A 15,850-nucleotide genomic window follows, 5' to 3' on the forward strand; every position below is an offset into this window, starting at 1 on the left:
TTGCCGAGGAGCACGAGACATGCCGTTGAACCGCCGGAAGTTCCTGAAGAAGTCCGCCGCGACCGGGGCGGGGGTGGCGGTCGCGAGCGCGGCCGGGGCCCCGGCGGCGCACGCCGTCCAGGCGGGCAGGCCGGCGCAGAAGCAGAAGCGGTACGCGCTGACCGTGATGGGGACGACGGACCTGCACGGCCATGTCTTCAACTGGGACTACTTCAAGAACGCCGAGTACCAGGACGCGGCGGGCAACGCGCAGGGCCTGGCGCGGATCTCGACGCTGGTGAACCGGGTGCGGGCGGAGAAGGGCCGCTGCAACACGCTGCTGCTGGACGCGGGCGACACCATCCAGGGCACGCCGCTGACGTACTACTACGCCAAGGTCGACCCGATCACCGCCAAGGGCGGTCCGGTGCATCCGATGGCGCAGGCGATGAACGCGATCGGGTACGACGCGGTGGCGCTGGGCAACCACGAGTTCAACTACGGCATCGAGACGCTGCGCGCGTTCGAGCGGCAGTGCCGTTTCCCGCTGCTGGGCGCGAACGCGGTGGACGCGAAGACGCTGAAGCCGGCGTTCCCGCCGTACTTCATGAAGTCGTTCCATGTGAAGGGGGCGCCGCCGGTGAAGGTGGCGGTGCTGGGGCTGACCAACCCGGGTATCGCGATCTGGGACAAGGCGTATGTGCAGGGCAAGCTGGCGTTCCCGGGCCTTGAGGAGCAGGCCGCGAAGTGGGTGCCCAAGCTGAGGTCGATGGGCGCGGACGTGGTCGTGGTGTCGGCGCACTCGGGGTCGTCGGGTACGTCGTCGTACGGTGACCAGTTGCCGTACGTGGAGAATTCGGCGGCGCTGGTGGCGCAGCAGGTGCCGGGGATCGACGCGATCCTGGTGGGGCACGCGCATGTGGAGATCCCCGAGCTGAAGGTGACGAACGCGAAGACGGGGAAGACGGTGGTGCTGTCGGAGCCGCTGGCGTTCGCGGAGCGGTTGTCCGTGTTCGACATCGAGCTGGTGTTCGCCAAGGGGCGCTGGTCGGTGGAGTCGGTGGCGTCGAAGGTGCTGAACTCCAACGCGGTGGCCGACGACAAGAAGATCACCAAGCTGCTGGCGGACGAGCACGCGAAGGTGGTGTCGTACGTCAATCAGGTGGTGGGTACGGCGACGGCGACGCTGACGACGGTCGAGGCGCGGTACAAGGACGCGCCGATCATCGACCTGATCACGAAGGTGCAGGAGGACGTGGTGCGGGCGGCGCTGGTGGGGACGTCGTACGCGTCGCTGCCGGTGATCTCGCAGGCGTCGCCGTTCTCGCGCACCTCGGAGATCCCGGCGGGGAACGTGACGATCCGGGATCTGTCGAGCCTGTACGTGTATGACAACACGCTGGTGGCGAAGGTGATGACGGGTGCGCAGATCAGGGCGTACCTGGAGTACTCGGCAGAGTATTTCGTGCGGACGGCGGCGGACGCGGTCGTCGATGTGGAGAAGCTGACGAACGCGGGTGGCCGTCCGGACTACAACTACGACTATGTGTCGGGGTTGTCGTACGACATCGACATCGCGCAGGCGCCGGGTTCGCGGATCCGGAATCTGACGTACGAGGGTGCGGCGCTTGACGACGCGCGGGAGTTCGTGTTCGCGGTGAACAACTACCGGGCGAACGGCGGCGGTGCGTTCCCGCATGTGGCCTCCGCCCTTGAGGTGTGGTCGGAGTCGACGGAGATCCGGACGCGGATCGCGGAGTGGGTGACCGCGAAGGGTGTGCTGGATCCGAAGGACTTCGCGTCGGTGGACTGGAGGCTCACGCGGGACGGTGTGCCGGTGTTCTAGCCGGTCGGTGGGTCTGACGGCCTCAGGTTCCGTCGCGCAGGGGTGTCAGGGTGCGGTACTGGCGTGCGGGCGGGATCTGGGGCTGTCGGTGTTCGTGGCCGTGTTCGAGGCCGAAGGTGGTGAAGGCGGTGCGGGCGGGGAGGGGGTAGTTGTCCTTGCCGGTGAGGGTGTTGAGGAGGGTGGCGCTGCGCCAGGCGGCGAGGCCGAGGTCGGGGGCGCCGACGCCGTGGGTGTGGCGTTCGGCGTTCTGGACGTAGATGTGGCAGCCGGTGTCGGTGATGCGGGGGTCGAGGTCGAGGCGGTAGTGGTCGTCGATGCGGGGGCGTCGGGCCTGATCGCGGCGGAGGTGGGGGTCGAGTCCGGCGAGGATGCGGTCGAGGGGGCGTTCGCGGTGGCCGGTGGCGAGGACGACGGCGTCGGTGGTGAGGCGGGTGCGGGTGTTCTGCTGGAGGTGTTCGAGGTGGAGTTCGATGCGGGTGCCGGCGATGCGGCCGGCGGTGCGGACGTGGACTCCGGGGGTGAGGACGGCGTCGGGCCAGCCGCCGTGCAGGGTGCGGCGGTACAGCTCGTCGTGGATGGCGGCGAGGGTGCCGGCGTCGACGGCCTTGTGGAGTTGCCACTGTGCGTGGACGAGGCGGTCGCGGACGGGTTCGGCGAGGCGGTGGAAGTAGCGGGTGTAGTCGGGGGTGAAGTGTTCGAGGCCGAGTTTGGAGTACTCCATGGGGGCGAACGCGTGGGTGCGGCCGATCCAGTGGAGGCGTTCGTGTCCGGCGGGGCGGGCTCTGAGGAGGTCGAGGAAGACTTCGGCGCCGGACTGTCCTGAGCCGACGACGGTGATGTGGTCCGCGGCGAGGAGGGTGTCGCGGTGGGTGAGGTAGTCGCCTGCGTGGACGACGGGGATGCCGGGGGCTTCGGCGAGGGGGCGGAGCGGGTCGGGGACGTGGGGCTCGGTGCCGATGCCGAGGACGACGTTGCGGGTGTAGGTGCGGCCGAGGGCTTCGGCTTCGCCGTCGGTGTCGAGCTGGGTGAAGTCGACCTCGAAGACCTCGCGTTCGGGGTTCCAGCGGACGGCGTCGACCTGGTGGCGGAAGTGCAGGCCGGGGAGGTGTTCGGCGGCCCAGCGGCAGTAGGCGTCGTATTCGGCGCGCTGGATGTGGAAGTGCTCGGCGAAGTAGAAGGGGTAGAGGCGTTCGCGGGTGCGGAGGTAGTTGAGGAAGCTCCAGGGGCTGGTGGGGTCGGCGAGGGTGACGAGGTCGGCGAGGAAGGGGACCTGGATGCGGGAGCCGTCGAGGAGGAGGCCGGGGTGCCAGGCGAAGGCGGGGGCCTGGTCGTAGAAGACGGCGTCGAGTTCGGCGAGGGGGTGGGCGAGGGCGGCGAGGGAGAGGTTGCAGGGGCCGATGCCGACGCCGACGAGGTCGCGGGGGGTGTCGGGGGCGGAGTACGGCGGCTGGGGCTGGGGATGGGCGTGGGGGTTGGGGGGATCGGTCGGGGCGGTCATCGGGGGGTGTTTCCTTCCACCAGGTGCAGGAGGGCGGCCAGGTCGTCGGGCCGGGTGTGGGGGTTGAGGAGGGTGGCTTTGAGCCAGAGGCGGCCGTCGAGGCGGGCGCGGCCGAGGACGGCGCGGCCGTCGGCGAGGAGGCGGCGGCGGACGGCGGCGACGGTGTCGTCGGTGGCGTGGGTGGGGCGGAAGAGGACGGTGGTGAGGGTGGGCGGGGCGTGGAGGGTGAGGTCGGGGTGGGCGGCGACGAGGGCGGCGAGGTGCCGGGCGTGGGCGTGGACCTGGTCGACGAGGGCGCCGAGTCCGTCGCGGCCGAGGGTGCGCAGGGTGGCGGCGATCTTGAGGACGTCGGGGCGTCGGGTGGTGCGCAGGGAGCGGCCGAGGAGGTCGGGGAGGCCGGCGTCGGTGTCGTCGTCGGCGTTGAGGTAGTCGGCGCGCTGGTGGAGGGGGGTGAGGTCGGCGGGGTCGCGGACGGCGAGGAGTCCGGCGGCGACGGGCTGCCAGCCGAGTTTGTGCAGGTCGAGGGTGACGGTGTGGGCGGTGTCGAGGCCGGTGAGGAGGGGGCGGTGGCGGTCGCTGAAGAGGAGGCCGCCGCCGTATGCGGCGTCGATGTGGAGGCGGGCGCCATGGGCGGCGCAGCGGGCGGCGATCTCGGGGAGGGGGTCGATGAGGCCGGCGTCGGTGGTGCCCGCGGTGGCGGCCACGACGACGGGGCCGGGGCCGGGGAGGCCGCGGAGGGCGGTGTCGAGGGTGTCGGGGTCGAGGCGGCCGGTGGGGGTGGGCAGGACGACGGGGTCGGGCAGGCCGAGGAGCCAGGCGGCGCGGGGCAGTGAGTGGTGGGCGTTGGCGCCGCAGACCAGGCGCAGGGTGCTGCCGTGGGTGTGGCTGTGGGCGTGGGCTTCGCGGGCGAGGAGGAGGGCGAGTTGGTTGGATTCGGTGCCGCCGGTGGTGACGAGGGCGTCGGGGGGTGCGCCGGGGGCCCGGTGGCCGTAGACCTCGGCGGCGAGGGCGTGGGTGACGAGGGCTTCCAGTGCGGAGGCGGCGGGGGCCTGGTCCCAGGAGTCGAGGGAGGGGTTGAGGGCACTGGCGGCGAGGTCGGCGGCGGTGGCGACGGCGAGGGGCGGGCAGTGCAGATGGGCCGCGCACAGGGGGTCGGCGGGGTCGGCGGCACCGGCGGCGAGGGTGTGGACGAGGGTGCGCAGCGCGTCGGGGTCGCCGTGGGCGGGGAGGATGTCGCCGACGGCGGCGCGGACCTGTGCGGTGACGGCCGCGGGTCCGCCGGCGGGCAGGGGGCCGCCGCGGGCCCGGCGGCCGGTGTCGAGGGCGTCGAGGACGGTGTCGAGCAGGGGCCGCAGCGCGTCGGTGCCGTCGGGGCCGGAGGCGAGGGGCGGGCTGCTCATGGGGTCCTCCGGCGTACGCGGCGCAGAGCGGAACAGAGGGGTTCCAGCTTGTACGGGGAGGGGGTGGGCGTGTCCGGGAAGCCGGACGATCGGCACCCGAAAGGGGGTACCGATCGTCAACGGCGCGACGAGGGACGCTAGATGGAGCGCACCTTGAGGGCGCGGGCGAGGTCGTCGAGCTGGTCGACGAGCTTGCGGCGCAGGGCGGGGGTGAGGTCGGCGTCGCGCAGGCAGTTCTCGCCGAGGTGGAGGGTGTCGGTGTCGACGGCGTGGGCGGGGAAGGCCCAGCGGCCGGCGGCGTCGGCGATGGCGGGCCCGCGGCGGGCGGCGAGGGCGACGGCGTCCTCGTAGAAGCGGGCGACGTAGGGGCGGGTGAGGTCGGCCTGTTCGGGCTGCCAGAAGCCCTGGGCGGTGGCGGTGAAGAGGTAGTTGGAGAGGTCGTCGGAGGCGAACATGGCCGCCCACGCCTTCTCCTTGGCCGCTTCGGTGGGCAGGGCGGCGCGGCAGCGGGCGGCGCCTTCCTGGCCGGTGGCGGAGGGGTCGCGGTCGAGTTCGGCGGCGATGGCGTCCTCGTCGGTGGCGCCGAGGACGGCGAGCCGGGCGAGGACGCGCCAGCGCAGGTCGGGGTCGAGTTCGGGGCCGCCGGGGACGGTGCCCTCGGTGAGCCAGGCGGTGATGGTCTCGGGGTGGGCGGCGACGTCGATGAAGTGGCGTACGGCGATCAGGCGCAGGCCGGGGTGGTCGCCGTCCTCGGTGCGGCGGATGAGGTCGCGGCACAGGGAGCCGAGGGTGGCGAGGGCGGCGGGGCGCTGGTCGGGGCCGACGTAGCGGCCGGCGATCTGGGTGCCGGCGAAGGCGAGGACGCCCTGGACGAGGGCGAGGTCGGTCTCGCGCGGGAGGTGGGCGCGGGCGATGTCGAGGTAGTCGGCGGGGGCGAGTTCGCCGTCGCGGACGGCGTCGCGCAGGGCGTTCCAGACGACGGCGCGGGTGAGGGGGTCGGGCAGGGCGGACAGACAGGCGCGGACGGTGTCGAAGGACCGGCTGTCGAAGCGGATCTTGGCGTAGGTGAGGTCGCCGTCGTTGAGGAGGAGCAGGGCGGGGCGCTTGCCGAGGGGCTGGGGGGCGCTCTGCGGGACGTCGAGGTGGAGGCGTTCGCGCGGGGTGAGGCGGGCGGGGCTGTCGTCGTCGGCGAGGTCGGTGTCGTAGAGGCCGACGGCGATGCGGTGGGGGCGGGTGCCGTGGTGTTCGACGGTGAGGGCGTGCTCGCTGCCGGTGCCGGTGACGACGGGGATGAGGGTGTCGACGCCGGTGGTGCGCAGCCAGGTGTCGGCCCAGGCGTGGACGTCGCGTTCGGTGGTGGTGGCGAGGGAGTCGATGAAGTCGGCGAGGGTGGCGTTGCCGAAGCGGTGGCGGGCGAAGTGGGTGTTGATGCCGGCCAGGAAGTCCTTCTCGCCGAGCCAGGTGACGAGCTGGCGGAGTGCGGAGGCGCCCTTGGCGTAGGAGATGCCGTCGAAGTTGAGGAGCGCGGAGGCGGTGTCGGGGACGGCTTCGGGGGCGACGGGGTGGGTGGAGGGGCGCTGGTCGGCGTCGTAGCCCCAGGCCTTGCGGACGACGCCGAAGTCGGTCCAGGTGTCGGTGAAGCGGGTGGCCTCGGTGAGGGTCTGGTAGCCCATGTACTCGGCGAAGGACTCGTTGAGCCAGATGTCGTCCCACCAGCGCAGGGTGACGAGGTCGCCGAACCACATGTGGGCCATCTCGTGGGCGACGACCATGGCGCGGGTCTGGCGTTCGGTGTCGGTGACGGCGGAGCGGTAGACGAACTCGTCGCGGAAGGTGACCAGTCCGGGGTTCTCCATGGCGCCGGCGTTGAACTCGGGGACGAACGCCTGGTCGTAGGAGTCGAAGGGGTAGGGCTCGTCGAACTTCTCGTGGTAGCGGTCGAAGCACTGCCGGGTGATCTCGAGGAGTTCGTCGGCGTCGGCGTCGAGGTGGGGGGCGAGGGAGCGGCGGCAGTGGATGCCGAAGGGCAGGCCGCGGTGTTCGGTGGTGACGGAGTGCCAGGGTCCGGCGGCGACGGCGACGAGGTAGGTGGAGATGAGGGGGGTGGGGGCGGCCTTCCAGCGGCCGTCGCCGAGGTGTTCGGTGATGCCGTTGGCGAGGACGCTCCAGCCGTCGGGTGCGGTGACGGTGAGTTCGAAGACGGCCTTGAGGTCGGGCTGGTCGAAGGCGGTGAAGACGCGCTGGACGTCGTCCATGAAGAGCTGGGTGTAGAGGTAGGTCTCGCCGTCGGTGGGGTCGGTGAAGCGGTGCATGCCCTCGCCGGTGCGGGAGTAGCGCATGGTGGCGTGGACGCGCAGTTCGTGTTCGCCGGCGGCCAGGTCGGCGAGGGGGAGGCGGTTGCCGGTGAGGGCGGCGGGGTCGAGGGGTTGTCCGTCGAGGGTGGCGGAGCGCAGTTCGGCGGGCTTGAGCTCGACGAAGGTGGTGCCATCGGCGCGTGCGGTGAACCTGATGGCGGTCCGGGACTCGAAGGTCTCCTCGCCGGTGGTCAGGTCGAGCTCGATGGTGTAGCGGTGTACGTCGAGGAGCTGGGCACGGTTCTGCGCTTCGTCGCGCGTCAGTACGGACATGGACGACATGCTGCCTGATGCCGCCGGCCGGGCACAGGGGCGGTTCGGTACGCGCCCTATGTCCCGTGCTCGCGCCGGAGCCGCCGGAGCTGCCGGAACGCGTCCGTCAGCGGGGTGCGGGCGCCGGGTCCTGGCCGCTGTCCTCCGCGATGCGTTCGTGGTGGCGGATCACCTCGGCGATGATGAAGTTGAGGAACTTCTCGGCGAAGGCGGGGTCGAGGTGGGCGCTCTCGGCGAGGGCGCGCAGCCGGGCGATCTGGCGGGCCTCGCGGGCCGGGTCGGCGGGCGGGAGCTGGTGGCGGGCCTTGAGGTGGCCGACCTGCTGGGTGGCCTTGAAGCGTTCGGCGAGCATGTGGACGACGGCGGCGTCGATGTTGTCGATGCTCTCGCGCAGCCGGGCCAGCTCGGCGCGCACGGTCTGGTCGACGTCGCCGCTTCCCGGGGTGTCGCTGGTGGTCATGGGCGATCACCCTAGTGCGTGGCGTGCGGGGGGCCTTGCCCGGTGGTGGCTCGTACAGTGGGAGACCGGGTGCACCGGTGGGCGGGTGCACGGCGTCTTGGGGGTGCGGGCGTGGCCAACGGTGGTCCGGTCGAGCACGGTTTTCCGCATCTCGCGACGGTGCGGGCGGCCGTCACGGCCCTGTACCGGCGGCTGTCGTACGGCACGGTCCATCAGTTCGCGGTGAGTGTGCCGCCGGCCGACGTGGCGTTCTGCGACGTGGACGATCTGCATCTGGGGGCGCAGCGGGTGGCGCGGGAGCTGGTGCGGCACTACCGGCTGCCGGACGCGCGGATGGTGGTGGCGTTCCGGGAGATGGAGCACGCGGCGCATGTGGAGCTGACGGCGGGGCCGGAGTACTTCATCGAGCTGAACGACCGGTTCCGTACGCATCGGCGGGACATCGGGGCGGCGCTGGCGCACGAGATCATGCATGTGTATCTGCACCGGATGGATCTGTCGTTCCCCGGGACGCGGGACAACGAGATCCTGACGGACACGGCGACGACGTATCTGGGGGCGGGCTGGCTGCTCCTCGACGCCTTCCGCGAGGACGGGGTGTCCTCGCAGAAGCTGGGGTATCTGACGCCGGAGGAGTTCGGGTACGTGCTGGCGAAGCGGTCGCTGATGTTCGGGGAGGATCCGTCGGCGTGGTTCACCAGCGCGCAGGCGTACACGGCGTACGGGCGCGGTCTCGAGCGGGCGCGGCACGACGAGCGGCAGCCGCCGCTGACGGCGGCGGGCTGGGCGGGGCGGCGCCGGTACGCGCGTGACCGGCGGCATGCGCAGCATGTCGCCGAGGGGTCCGGCGGGTCGTCCGGGGGCACGGACGCGGCGGACGCGCCGTACGCGTTCGCGGCCGATCCGGCGGGGCCGCTGCGGGTGACGTTCCCGTGCCCGACCTGCCATCAGCGGATCAGGGTGCCGGTGAAGGGGCGGGTGCGGGCGCGGTGCGGTCTGTGCCGGACGGTGCTGGAGTGCGACACGTAGGACGGGCGGCTATGCCCCATAGACCGCTCCCGGTGGCTCCGCCCGTGCGAGGAGCTCGAGTACGGTCTCCCCCGCCTCCGCCGGGCTGCGGCGGGCGCCCTTGTCGGCGGTGGGGCCCGGTCGCCAGCCCTCCATGACGGTGATCCGTCCGCCCTCCGCCTCGAAGACGCGTCCGGTGACGCCGTCGCTCGCGACGGAGCCCAGCCAGACGACGAGCGGGGAGACGTTCTCCGGGGCCATGGCGTCGAAGCCGGTGGCGGGGGCGGCCATGGCCGTGGCGAAGGCGCGTTCGGTCATCCGGGTGCGGGCGGCGGGCGCGATGGCGTTGACCTGGACGCCGTAGCGGGCGAGTTCGGCGGCCGCGACCAGGGTGAGGGCCACGATCCCGGCCTTCGCGGCGCTGTAACCGGCCTGTCCGACCGAGCCCAGCAGTCCGGCGCCGCTGGCGGTGTTGACGATCCGGGCGGCGGGCGGGCGGCCGGCCTTGGTCTCGGCGCGCCAGTGCGCGGCGGCGTGCCGCAGGGGGAGGAAGTGGCCCTTGAGGTGGACGCGCAGGACGGCGTCCCAGTCGTCCTCGTCGAGGTTGACGAGCATGCGGTCGCGCAGGAAGCCGGCGTTGTTGACGAGCGTGTCGAGCCGGCCGTACGTGTCCAGGGCGGTGGTGACGAGGGAGGCGGCGCCCTCGGGGGTGGCGATGTCGCCGTGGTGGGCGACGGCGGTGCCGCCGGCGGCGCGGATCTCGGCGACGACGCGGGCGGCGGGGGTGCCGGGCGTGCCGGGGCTTTCGGGGCCTGGTGTGCCGCCGTCCAGGCGCACGCCGAGGTCGTTGACCACGAGCCGGGCTCCCTCGGCCGCGAACGCGAGCGCGTGCGCCCGTCCGAGGCCGCGTCCGGCGCCGGTGACGACGACGACCCGGCCCTCGCAGATTCCGCTCATCTCAGGTCTCCTGTCCGTGGTGGTCGGCGGTCGCGGCGTCGAGGAACGCGGGCCGCTCCCCTCCCCCGTGCACGAGCAGGCTCGCCCCGCTGATGTAGGAGGCCGCGTCGGAGGCGAGGAAGACGGCGGCGGCGCCCACGTCGGCGGGGTCGGCCAGGCGGCCGAGCGGGACGGTGCGGGCGACGGCCTCGACGCCGTCGGCGTCGCCGTAGTGCAGGTGCGACAGCTCGGTGCGGACCATGCCGACCACGAGGGTGTTGACGCGGACCCGCGGCGCCCACTCCACGGCCATCGAGCGGGCGAGGTGGGCGAGGCCGGCCTTGGCGGCGCCGTAGGCGGCGGTTCCGGGCGAGGGGCGGTCGCCGCTGACGCTGCCGATCATCACGATCGAGCCGCCGGTGCGCCGCAGAGGGGGGTGGGCGGCGAGGGACACGGTCAGCGGGGCGAGCAGGTTGAGTTCGATCACGCGCGCGTGGCGCTCGGCGTCGGCCTGGTCGAGCGGGCGGTAGGGGGCGCCGCCCGCGTTGTTGACCAGGACGTCGAGGCGGTCGAGACCGGCGAAGAACGCGCGGACGGCGTCGCCGTCGCGGACGTCGAGCGGCCGGTACGCGGCGTACGGCACCGGGGTCGGGGGCGGTCGGCGGGCGCAGACGGTCACCCGGGCGCCGGCCTCGGCGAGGGCCCGCGCTATACCGGCGCCGACGCCCCGGGTGCCGCCGGTGACGACGGCGACCTTCCCGTTCAGCTCCATTCGCTGCTACCTTCCACCTAACAAACGTTTGGTGGAAAGGTAGCTGATGCTTCCATGGGTGTCTCCACCTCGTCCCCGGAAAAGGGGATCGCGTCCGTCTCGGTGTCCTTCCCTCCGGTGAACGCCCTGCCGGTGGCCGGCTGGTTCGCGCTGGCCGACGCGGTGCGGGCGGCCGGCCGGGATCCGCGGACGCGCTGTGTGGTGCTGTCCGCCGAGGGGCGGGGGTTCAACGCGGGCGTGGACATCAAGGAGCTGCGGGCGGGCGGCCCCGGCGCGCTGGTGGGCGTCAACCGGGGCTGTTCCGAGGCGTTCGCGGCCGTCCACGAGTGCGAGGTCCCGGTGGTGGCGGCGGTGCACGGCTTCTGTCTGGGCGGCGGCATCGGCCTGGTGGGCAACGCGGACGCGATCGTGGCGAGCGAGGACGCCACCTTCGGCCTGCCCGAACTGGACCGCGGCGCGCTCGGCGCGGCCACCCATCTGGCCCGGCTGGTCCCCGGTCATCTGATGCGCGCCCTGTACTACACCTCGCGCACCGTCACGGCGGCCGAGCTGCACGCGCACGGCTCGGTGTGGCGCGTGGTGCCGAGCGCCGAACTGCGTTCGGCGGCACTGGAGTTGGCGCGCGAGATCGCCGCCAAGGACGGCGAGCTGCTGCGGCTGGCCAAGGCGGCCATCAACGGCATCGATCCGGTCGACGTGCGCCGCAGCTACCGCTTCGAGCAGGGGTTCACCTTCGAGGCGAGCGCCCTGGGGGTGGCCGACCGGGTCCGGAACACGTTCGGGCAGGACACGTCCGGGCGGGACACGTCCGGCGAGGAGGGCGGGGCGGATGGCTGACAAGACGATGACCGCCGAGGAGGCCGTGTCCCGGCTGGAGAGCGGCATGACCCTCGGCATCGGCGGCTGGGGCGCGCGCCGCAAGCCCATGGCGCTGGTCCGGGCCCTGCTCCGCTCACCGGTCACGGACCTGACGGTCGTCTCGTACGGCGGTCCGGACGTCGGGATGCTGGCCGCGGCGGGCCGGATCCGCCGACTGGTCGCCGCGTTCGTCACGCTGGACTCGATCCCCCTCGAACCGCACTACCGCGCGGCCCGTGAGAGCGGCTCCCTCGAACTGACCGAGATCGACGAGGCGATGTTCCTGTGGGGCCTGCGCGCCGCCGCCCACCGGCTGCCGTTCCTCCCGGTGCGCGCGGGGCTCGGCTCGGACGTGATGCGGATCAACCCCGGCCTGCGCACGGTGACTTCGCCCTACGACGACGGCGAGACGTTCGTCGCGATGCCCGCCCTGCGGCTGGACGCGGCGCTGGTGCACGTCAACCGGGCCGACCGGCTGGGCAACGGCCAGTATCTGGGCCCCGACCCGTACTTCGACGACCTGTTCTGCGCGGCGGCGGACGCGGCGTACGTCTCCTGCGAGCGGATCGTCGACACCGCCGAGCTGACGAAGGAGGCGCCGCCGCAGTCGCTGCTGATCACCCGGCAGGTGGTGACAGGGGTGGTGGAGGCGCCGGGCGGGGCGCACTTCACGTCCTGCGCGCCCGACTACGGCCGGGACGAGGAGTTCCAGCGGCGGTACGCGAGCATGCCGTGGCCGCGGTTCGCGGAACGGTATCTGGCGGGGGACGAACGGGCCTACCGGGCGGCGGCGGAGGAGGACGCGTGAGCAGCGAGTCCGGCAAGGGCACAAGGACGGACGACGGCGGCGCCACGCGTGCCGAGTACTGCGTGATCGCCTGTGCCGAGACCTGGCGGGACGCGGGGGAGATCCTGGCGAGCCCGATGGGCCCGATCCCGTCGGTGGGCGCCCGGCTGGCGCGGCTGACCTTCTCCCCCGACCTGCTGCTGACCGACGGCGAGGCCCTGATCGTCCGCCCGGACGGGACCGTGGAGGGCTGGCTGCCGTACCGCGCGCATCTGGAGCTGGTCACCGGCGGGCGGCGGCACGTGATGATGGGCGCGAGCCAGCTCGACCGGTTCGGCAACCAGAACATCTCCTGCATCGGCGACTGGGCGCGGCCGACGCGGCAGTTGCTCGGGGTGCGCGGTGCGCCGGTCAACACGCTGAACAACCCGACGAGTTACTGGATCCCCCGGCATTCGCGGCGGGTGTTCGTGGAGAAGGTCGACCTGGTGTGCGGGGTGGGGTACGACCGTGCCGCCGGGGCCCGCCATCACCGTCTCGCCCGGGTCGTCACGGATCTGGGCGTCCTCGACTTCGCCACGCCCGACCATGCGATGCGGCTGGTCTCGGTGCATCCGGGGGTGAGTGTGGAACAGGTGCGGGAGGCGACCGGGTTCGACCTGGTGGTGCCCGACCGGGTGCCGTACACCCGTGAACCGACCGCGGCCGAGCTGCGGTTGATCCGCGAGGTGATCGACCCGGACGGGATCCGCGCGCGGGAGGTCGCCGGCTGATGGAGACCGCACTGACCCGGCTGGTCGGGGTGCGCTGTCCGATCGTGCAGAGCGGCATGGGCTGGGTGGCGGGCCCCCGGCTGGTGTCGGCGGCGGCGAACGCGGGGGCGCTGGGCGTGCTCGGCTCGGCGACCATGACGGTGGACGGGCTGCGGGAGGCGGTCCGCGAGGTGCGCTCCCGTACGGACGCGCCGTTCGGGGTGAATCTGCGGGCCGACGCGGCGGACGCCGGGGACCGGGTGCGGATCCTGATCGACGAGGGGGTGCGGGTGGCGTCGTTCGCGCTCGCGCCGTCCCGGGAGCTGATCGCCGTGCTGAAGGAGGCGGGGGTCGTCGTCATTCCCTCGGTGGGGGCGCGGCGGCATGCCGAGAAGGTCGCCGCGTGGGGCGCGGACGCGGTCGTCGTGCAGGGCGGGGAGGGCGGCGGGCACACCGGGGAGGTGGCGACGACCGTGCTGCTGCCGCAGGTGGTGGACGCGGTGGACGTCCCGGTGGTGGCGGCGGGCGGCTTCTTCGACGGGCGGGGCCTGGTCGCGGCGCTGGCTTATGGGGCGGCGGGGGTGGCGATGGGCACCCGGTTCCTGCTGACCTCGGACTCGACCGTGCCGGACGCGGTGAAGGCGCGCTATCTGGCGGCGACGGTCCGGGACGTCACGGTCACGCGCGCGGTGGACGGGCTGCCGCACCGGATGCTGCGCACGGACCTGGTGGCGGCGCTGGAGGACGCGGGCCGCGCGCGGGCGCTGCTGCACGCGGTGCGCAGGGCGGCGGGCTTCCGGAGGCTGTCCGGGCTCACCTGGCGGCAGTTGGTGCACGACGGCCTCGCGCTGCGGCACGGCAAGGAGCTGTCCTGGAGTCAGGTCCTGCTCGCCGCGAACACACCGATGCTGCTGCGCTCGGCGATGGTGGACGGCCGCACGGACCTCGGGGTGATGGCCGCCGGGCAGGTCGCCGGGGTGATCGACGACCTGCCGTCCTGCGCGGAGCTGGTGGAGCGGATCATGCGGGAGGCGGAGGCGACCAGGGACCGTCTGACGGCGCCGCGCTGACCGCCGTCACAACCGCTCGGTCGTCACAGCCGCTCGATCACCGTCACGTTCGCCTGCCCGCCGCCCTCGCACATCGTCTGGAGACCGTAGCGCCCGCCCGTGCGCTCCAGTTCGTGCAGCAGGGTCGTCATCAGCTTGGCGCCGGTGGCGCCCAGGGGGTGGCCGAGGGCGATCGCGCCGCCGTTGACGTTGACCTTCGCGGGGTCGGCGCCGGTCTCCTTCAGCCAGGCGAGGACGACGGGCGCGAAGGCTTCGTTGATCTCGACGAGGTCGATGTCGTCGAGGGTCAGTCCGGTCTTCTTCAGGGCGTGGGCGGTGGCCGGGATGGGCGCGGTCAGCATGCGGATGGGGTCCTCGCCGCGCACGGAGAGGTGGTGCACGCGCGCACGGGGTGTCAGCCCGTGGTCGCGGACCGCCCGCTCGGAGGCGAGGAGCAGCGCGGCGGCCCCGTCGGAGACCTGCGAGGAGCAGGCGGCGGTGACGGTCCCGCCGTCGAGGACGGGTTTCAGCGCGGCCATCTTCTCCAGGGAGGTGTCCCGGCGCGGCCCCTCGTCCGCGCTCACCTCGCCGTAGGGGACGGTCTCGCGGGTGAACCGGCCCTCGTCGAGGGCGCGCACCGCCCGCCGGTGCGAGCGCAGCGCGAACTCCTCCTGGTCCTCGCGGCCGATGCCCCACCTGGCGGCGATCGTCTCGGCGCCGGCGAACTGGTTGACGGGCCGGTCGCCGTAGCGGGCGCGCCAGCCCTCGCTGCCCGCGAAGGGGCCCTCGGTGAAACCGAGCGGTGCGGCGGCCTGGCGGGTGGCGTAGGCGATGGGGATCTGCGACATGTTCTGCACGCCGCCGGCGACGACGAGGTCCTGGGTGCCGGAGAGCACGGCCTGCGCGGCGAAGTGCACGGCCTGCTGGGAGGATCCGCACTGCCGGTCGACGGTCACGCCGGGCACCTCCTCGGGCAGTCCGGCGGCCAGCCAGCAGGTGCGGGCGATGTCACCGGCCTGGGGTCCGACCGTGTCCAGACAGCCGAACACGACGTCCTCCACGGCCGCCGGGTCGATGCCCGCGCGCGCGACCAGCGCCCGCAGCACATGGGCGCCGAGGTCCGCCGGATGCACCCCGGCGAGCCCTCCCCCGCGCCGCCCGACGGGCGTACGGACCGCTTCGACGATGAATGCCTCGGCCATGGCGACTCCCCTGCGCGTCAAGGACTGTTCGGGTGACTACTCCCGTACGGCGATGCCGTCGAGCACCATCGACAGGTACTGGCGGGCGATCTCCTCCGGGCTGTGCTGTCCGCCGGGCCGGTACCAGGAAGCGGCGACCCAGACGGTGTCGCGGACGAACCGGTAGGTGAGGCGGACGTCGAGGTCGGCGCGGAAGACCCGGTCGGCGACCCCGCGCTCCAGCGTGGACAGCCACGCCTCCTCGAAGCGGCGCTGCGACTCGGCGAGGAACGCGAACCGCTCCTGCGCGACGAGCTGCTTGCTCTCCTTCTGGTAGATCGCGACGGCGGCGCGGTGCCGGTCGATCTCCCGGAACGACTCGGTGACCAGCGCTTCGAGGGTCTCGCGGGGGCCCTTCCCGGCGGCGAGGACGGTGTCGTAGCCGTCCCACAGCTCGTCGAGGAAGGTGCGCAGGATCTCCTCCAGCATCGATTCCTTGGAGTCGAAGTGGTAGTAGAGGCTGCCCGCGAGCATGCCCGCGTGGTCGGCGATCTTGCGGACGGTGGTGGCGTTGTAGCCCTGTTCGGCGAAGACCTCGGCGGCGGTGCCGAGGAGTTCGCGCCGACGGGCGGGGGCGGCGGTCACCTGGGGCTTCTTCTTGGTCGGCACGGGGTCCATTGTCGTCGTCCGCCGTCGT

14 protein-coding genes are annotated in these 15,850 nt (G+C 72.9%); 6 read left to right on the forward strand and 8 right to left on the reverse strand.

Annotated elements, in window-relative coordinates:
* The first annotated feature begins 19 nt into the window (after positions 1-19).
* Entirely contained in the window at positions 20-1,825 is a 1,806-nt protein-coding gene (locus AFM16_RS10510) for a bifunctional metallophosphatase/5'-nucleotidase (protein WP_078633132.1), read from the forward strand.
* A gap of 22 nt (positions 1,826-1,847) precedes the next feature.
* Here AFM16_RS10510 and AFM16_RS10515 read toward each other — a convergent pair whose 3' ends face one another.
* From AFM16_RS10515 to AFM16_RS10530, 4 genes are all read right to left on the reverse strand, one after another.
* Entirely contained in the window at positions 1,848-3,323 is a 1,476-nt protein-coding gene (locus tag AFM16_RS10515; protein ID WP_078633133.1) for a lysine N(6)-hydroxylase/L-ornithine N(5)-oxygenase family protein, read from the reverse strand.
* Positions 3,320-4,723, reverse strand: a complete 1,404-nt coding sequence (locus AFM16_RS10520) for a pyridoxal phosphate-dependent decarboxylase family protein (protein WP_078633134.1) — start codon at positions 4,721-4,723, stop codon at positions 3,320-3,322. The genes AFM16_RS10515 and AFM16_RS10520 overlap by 4 nt, the downstream gene beginning before the upstream one ends.
* Positions 4,724-4,860: 137 nt before the next feature.
* On the reverse strand, positions 4,861-7,350 hold the full coding sequence (gene pepN / locus AFM16_RS10525; protein ID WP_078636901.1) for an aminopeptidase N: 2,490 nt from the start codon (positions 7,348-7,350) through the stop codon (positions 4,861-4,863).
* Between the two features lie 106 nt (positions 7,351-7,456).
* Positions 7,457-7,810: a chorismate mutase gene (locus AFM16_RS10530; protein ID WP_030793920.1), complete on the reverse strand. Its 354-nt coding sequence runs from the start codon at positions 7,808-7,810 to the stop codon at positions 7,457-7,459.
* A gap of 111 nt (positions 7,811-7,921) precedes the next feature.
* Here AFM16_RS10530 and AFM16_RS10535 point away from each other — a divergent pair, with 111 nt between their 5' ends.
* Positions 7,922-8,839, forward strand: coding sequence for a hypothetical protein (locus tag AFM16_RS10535; RefSeq protein WP_078633135.1), 918 nt, complete (start codon positions 7,922-7,924; stop codon positions 8,837-8,839).
* A 9-nt stretch (positions 8,840-8,848) separates the two neighbouring features.
* Here the strand turns inward: AFM16_RS10535 and AFM16_RS10540 are convergent, their stop codons facing one another.
* Together AFM16_RS10540 and AFM16_RS10545 are read right to left on the reverse strand one after the other, a co-directional pair.
* On the reverse strand, positions 8,849-9,775 hold the full coding sequence (locus AFM16_RS10540; protein WP_078633136.1) for an SDR family oxidoreductase: 927 nt from the start codon (positions 9,773-9,775) through the stop codon (positions 8,849-8,851).
* A 1-nt stretch (position 9,776) separates the two neighbouring features.
* Positions 9,777-10,526, reverse strand: a complete 750-nt coding sequence (locus tag AFM16_RS10545; protein WP_078633137.1) for an SDR family oxidoreductase — start codon at positions 10,524-10,526, stop codon at positions 9,777-9,779.
* Positions 10,527-10,580: 54 nt separating this feature from the next.
* Here AFM16_RS10545 and AFM16_RS10550 point away from each other — a divergent pair, with 54 nt between their 5' ends.
* The 4 genes from AFM16_RS10550 to AFM16_RS10565 are packed head-to-tail and all read left to right on the forward strand — an operon-like array spanning position 10,581 to position 13,993.
* Positions 10,581-11,363, forward strand: a complete 783-nt coding sequence (locus tag AFM16_RS10550; RefSeq protein WP_078633138.1) for an enoyl-CoA hydratase family protein — start codon at positions 10,581-10,583, stop codon at positions 11,361-11,363.
* Positions 11,356-12,192, forward strand: a complete 837-nt coding sequence (locus AFM16_RS10555; protein ID WP_030793933.1) for a CoA transferase subunit A — start codon at positions 11,356-11,358, stop codon at positions 12,190-12,192. Before AFM16_RS10550 ends, AFM16_RS10555 begins: the two co-directional genes overlap by 8 nt.
* Entirely contained in the window at positions 12,189-12,944 is a 756-nt protein-coding gene (locus AFM16_RS10560) for a CoA-transferase subunit beta (RefSeq protein WP_078633139.1), read from the forward strand. The genes AFM16_RS10555 and AFM16_RS10560 overlap by 4 nt, the downstream gene beginning before the upstream one ends.
* Entirely contained in the window at positions 12,944-13,993 is a 1,050-nt protein-coding gene (locus tag AFM16_RS10565) for an NAD(P)H-dependent flavin oxidoreductase (protein WP_078633140.1), read from the forward strand. Before AFM16_RS10560 ends, AFM16_RS10565 begins: the two co-directional genes overlap by 1 nt.
* A gap of 23 nt (positions 13,994-14,016) precedes the next feature.
* Here the strand turns inward: AFM16_RS10565 and AFM16_RS10570 are convergent, their stop codons facing one another.
* Positions 14,017-15,174 carry an acetyl-CoA C-acetyltransferase gene (locus tag AFM16_RS10570; protein WP_078633141.1) on the reverse strand — a complete coding sequence of 386 codons (1,158 nt, stop codon included), beginning with the start codon at positions 15,172-15,174 and terminating at the stop codon, positions 14,017-14,019.
* A gap of 36 nt (positions 15,175-15,210) precedes the next feature.
* Positions 15,211-15,822: a TetR/AcrR family transcriptional regulator gene (locus tag AFM16_RS10575; RefSeq protein ID WP_030793942.1), complete on the reverse strand. Its 612-nt coding sequence runs from the start codon at positions 15,820-15,822 to the stop codon at positions 15,211-15,213.
* Positions 15,823-15,850: the final 28 nt, after the last annotated feature.

Origin of the sequence: Streptomyces antibioticus, from assembly GCF_002019855.1 — a bacterium.
Classification (GTDB): Bacteria; Actinomycetota; Actinomycetes; order Streptomycetales; family Streptomycetaceae; genus Streptomyces; species Streptomyces antibioticus_B.

Coding starts and splice junctions, on each gene's coding strand:
- AFM16_RS10530 (WP_030793920.1), bottom strand. CDS start 7,810: ATGACCACCAGCGACACCCCGGGAAGCGGCGACGTCGACCAGACCGTG.
- AFM16_RS10545 (WP_078633137.1), bottom strand. CDS start 10,526: ATGGAGCTGAACGGGAAGGTCGCCGTCGTCACCGGCGGCACCCGGGGC.
- AFM16_RS10540 (WP_078633136.1), bottom strand. CDS start 9,775: ATGAGCGGAATCTGCGAGGGCCGGGTCGTCGTCGTCACCGGCGCCGGA.
- AFM16_RS10515 (WP_078633133.1), bottom strand. CDS start 3,323: ATGACCGCCCCGACCGATCCCCCCAACCCCCACGCCCATCCCCAGCCC.
- AFM16_RS10520 (WP_078633134.1), bottom strand. CDS start 4,723: ATGAGCAGCCCGCCCCTCGCCTCCGGCCCCGACGGCACCGACGCGCTG.
- AFM16_RS10570 (WP_078633141.1), bottom strand. CDS start 15,174: ATGGCCGAGGCATTCATCGTCGAAGCGGTCCGTACGCCCGTCGGGCGG.
- AFM16_RS10565 (WP_078633140.1), top strand. CDS start 12,944: ATGGAGACCGCACTGACCCGGCTGGTCGGGGTGCGCTGTCCGATCGTG.
- pepN (WP_078636901.1), bottom strand. CDS start 7,350: ATGTCCGTACTGACGCGCGACGAAGCGCAGAACCGTGCCCAGCTCCTC.
- AFM16_RS10550 (WP_078633138.1), top strand. CDS start 10,581: ATGGGTGTCTCCACCTCGTCCCCGGAAAAGGGGATCGCGTCCGTCTCG.
- AFM16_RS10510 (WP_078633132.1), top strand. CDS start 20: ATGCCGTTGAACCGCCGGAAGTTCCTGAAGAAGTCCGCCGCGACCGGG.
- AFM16_RS10555 (WP_030793933.1), top strand. CDS start 11,356: ATGGCTGACAAGACGATGACCGCCGAGGAGGCCGTGTCCCGGCTGGAG.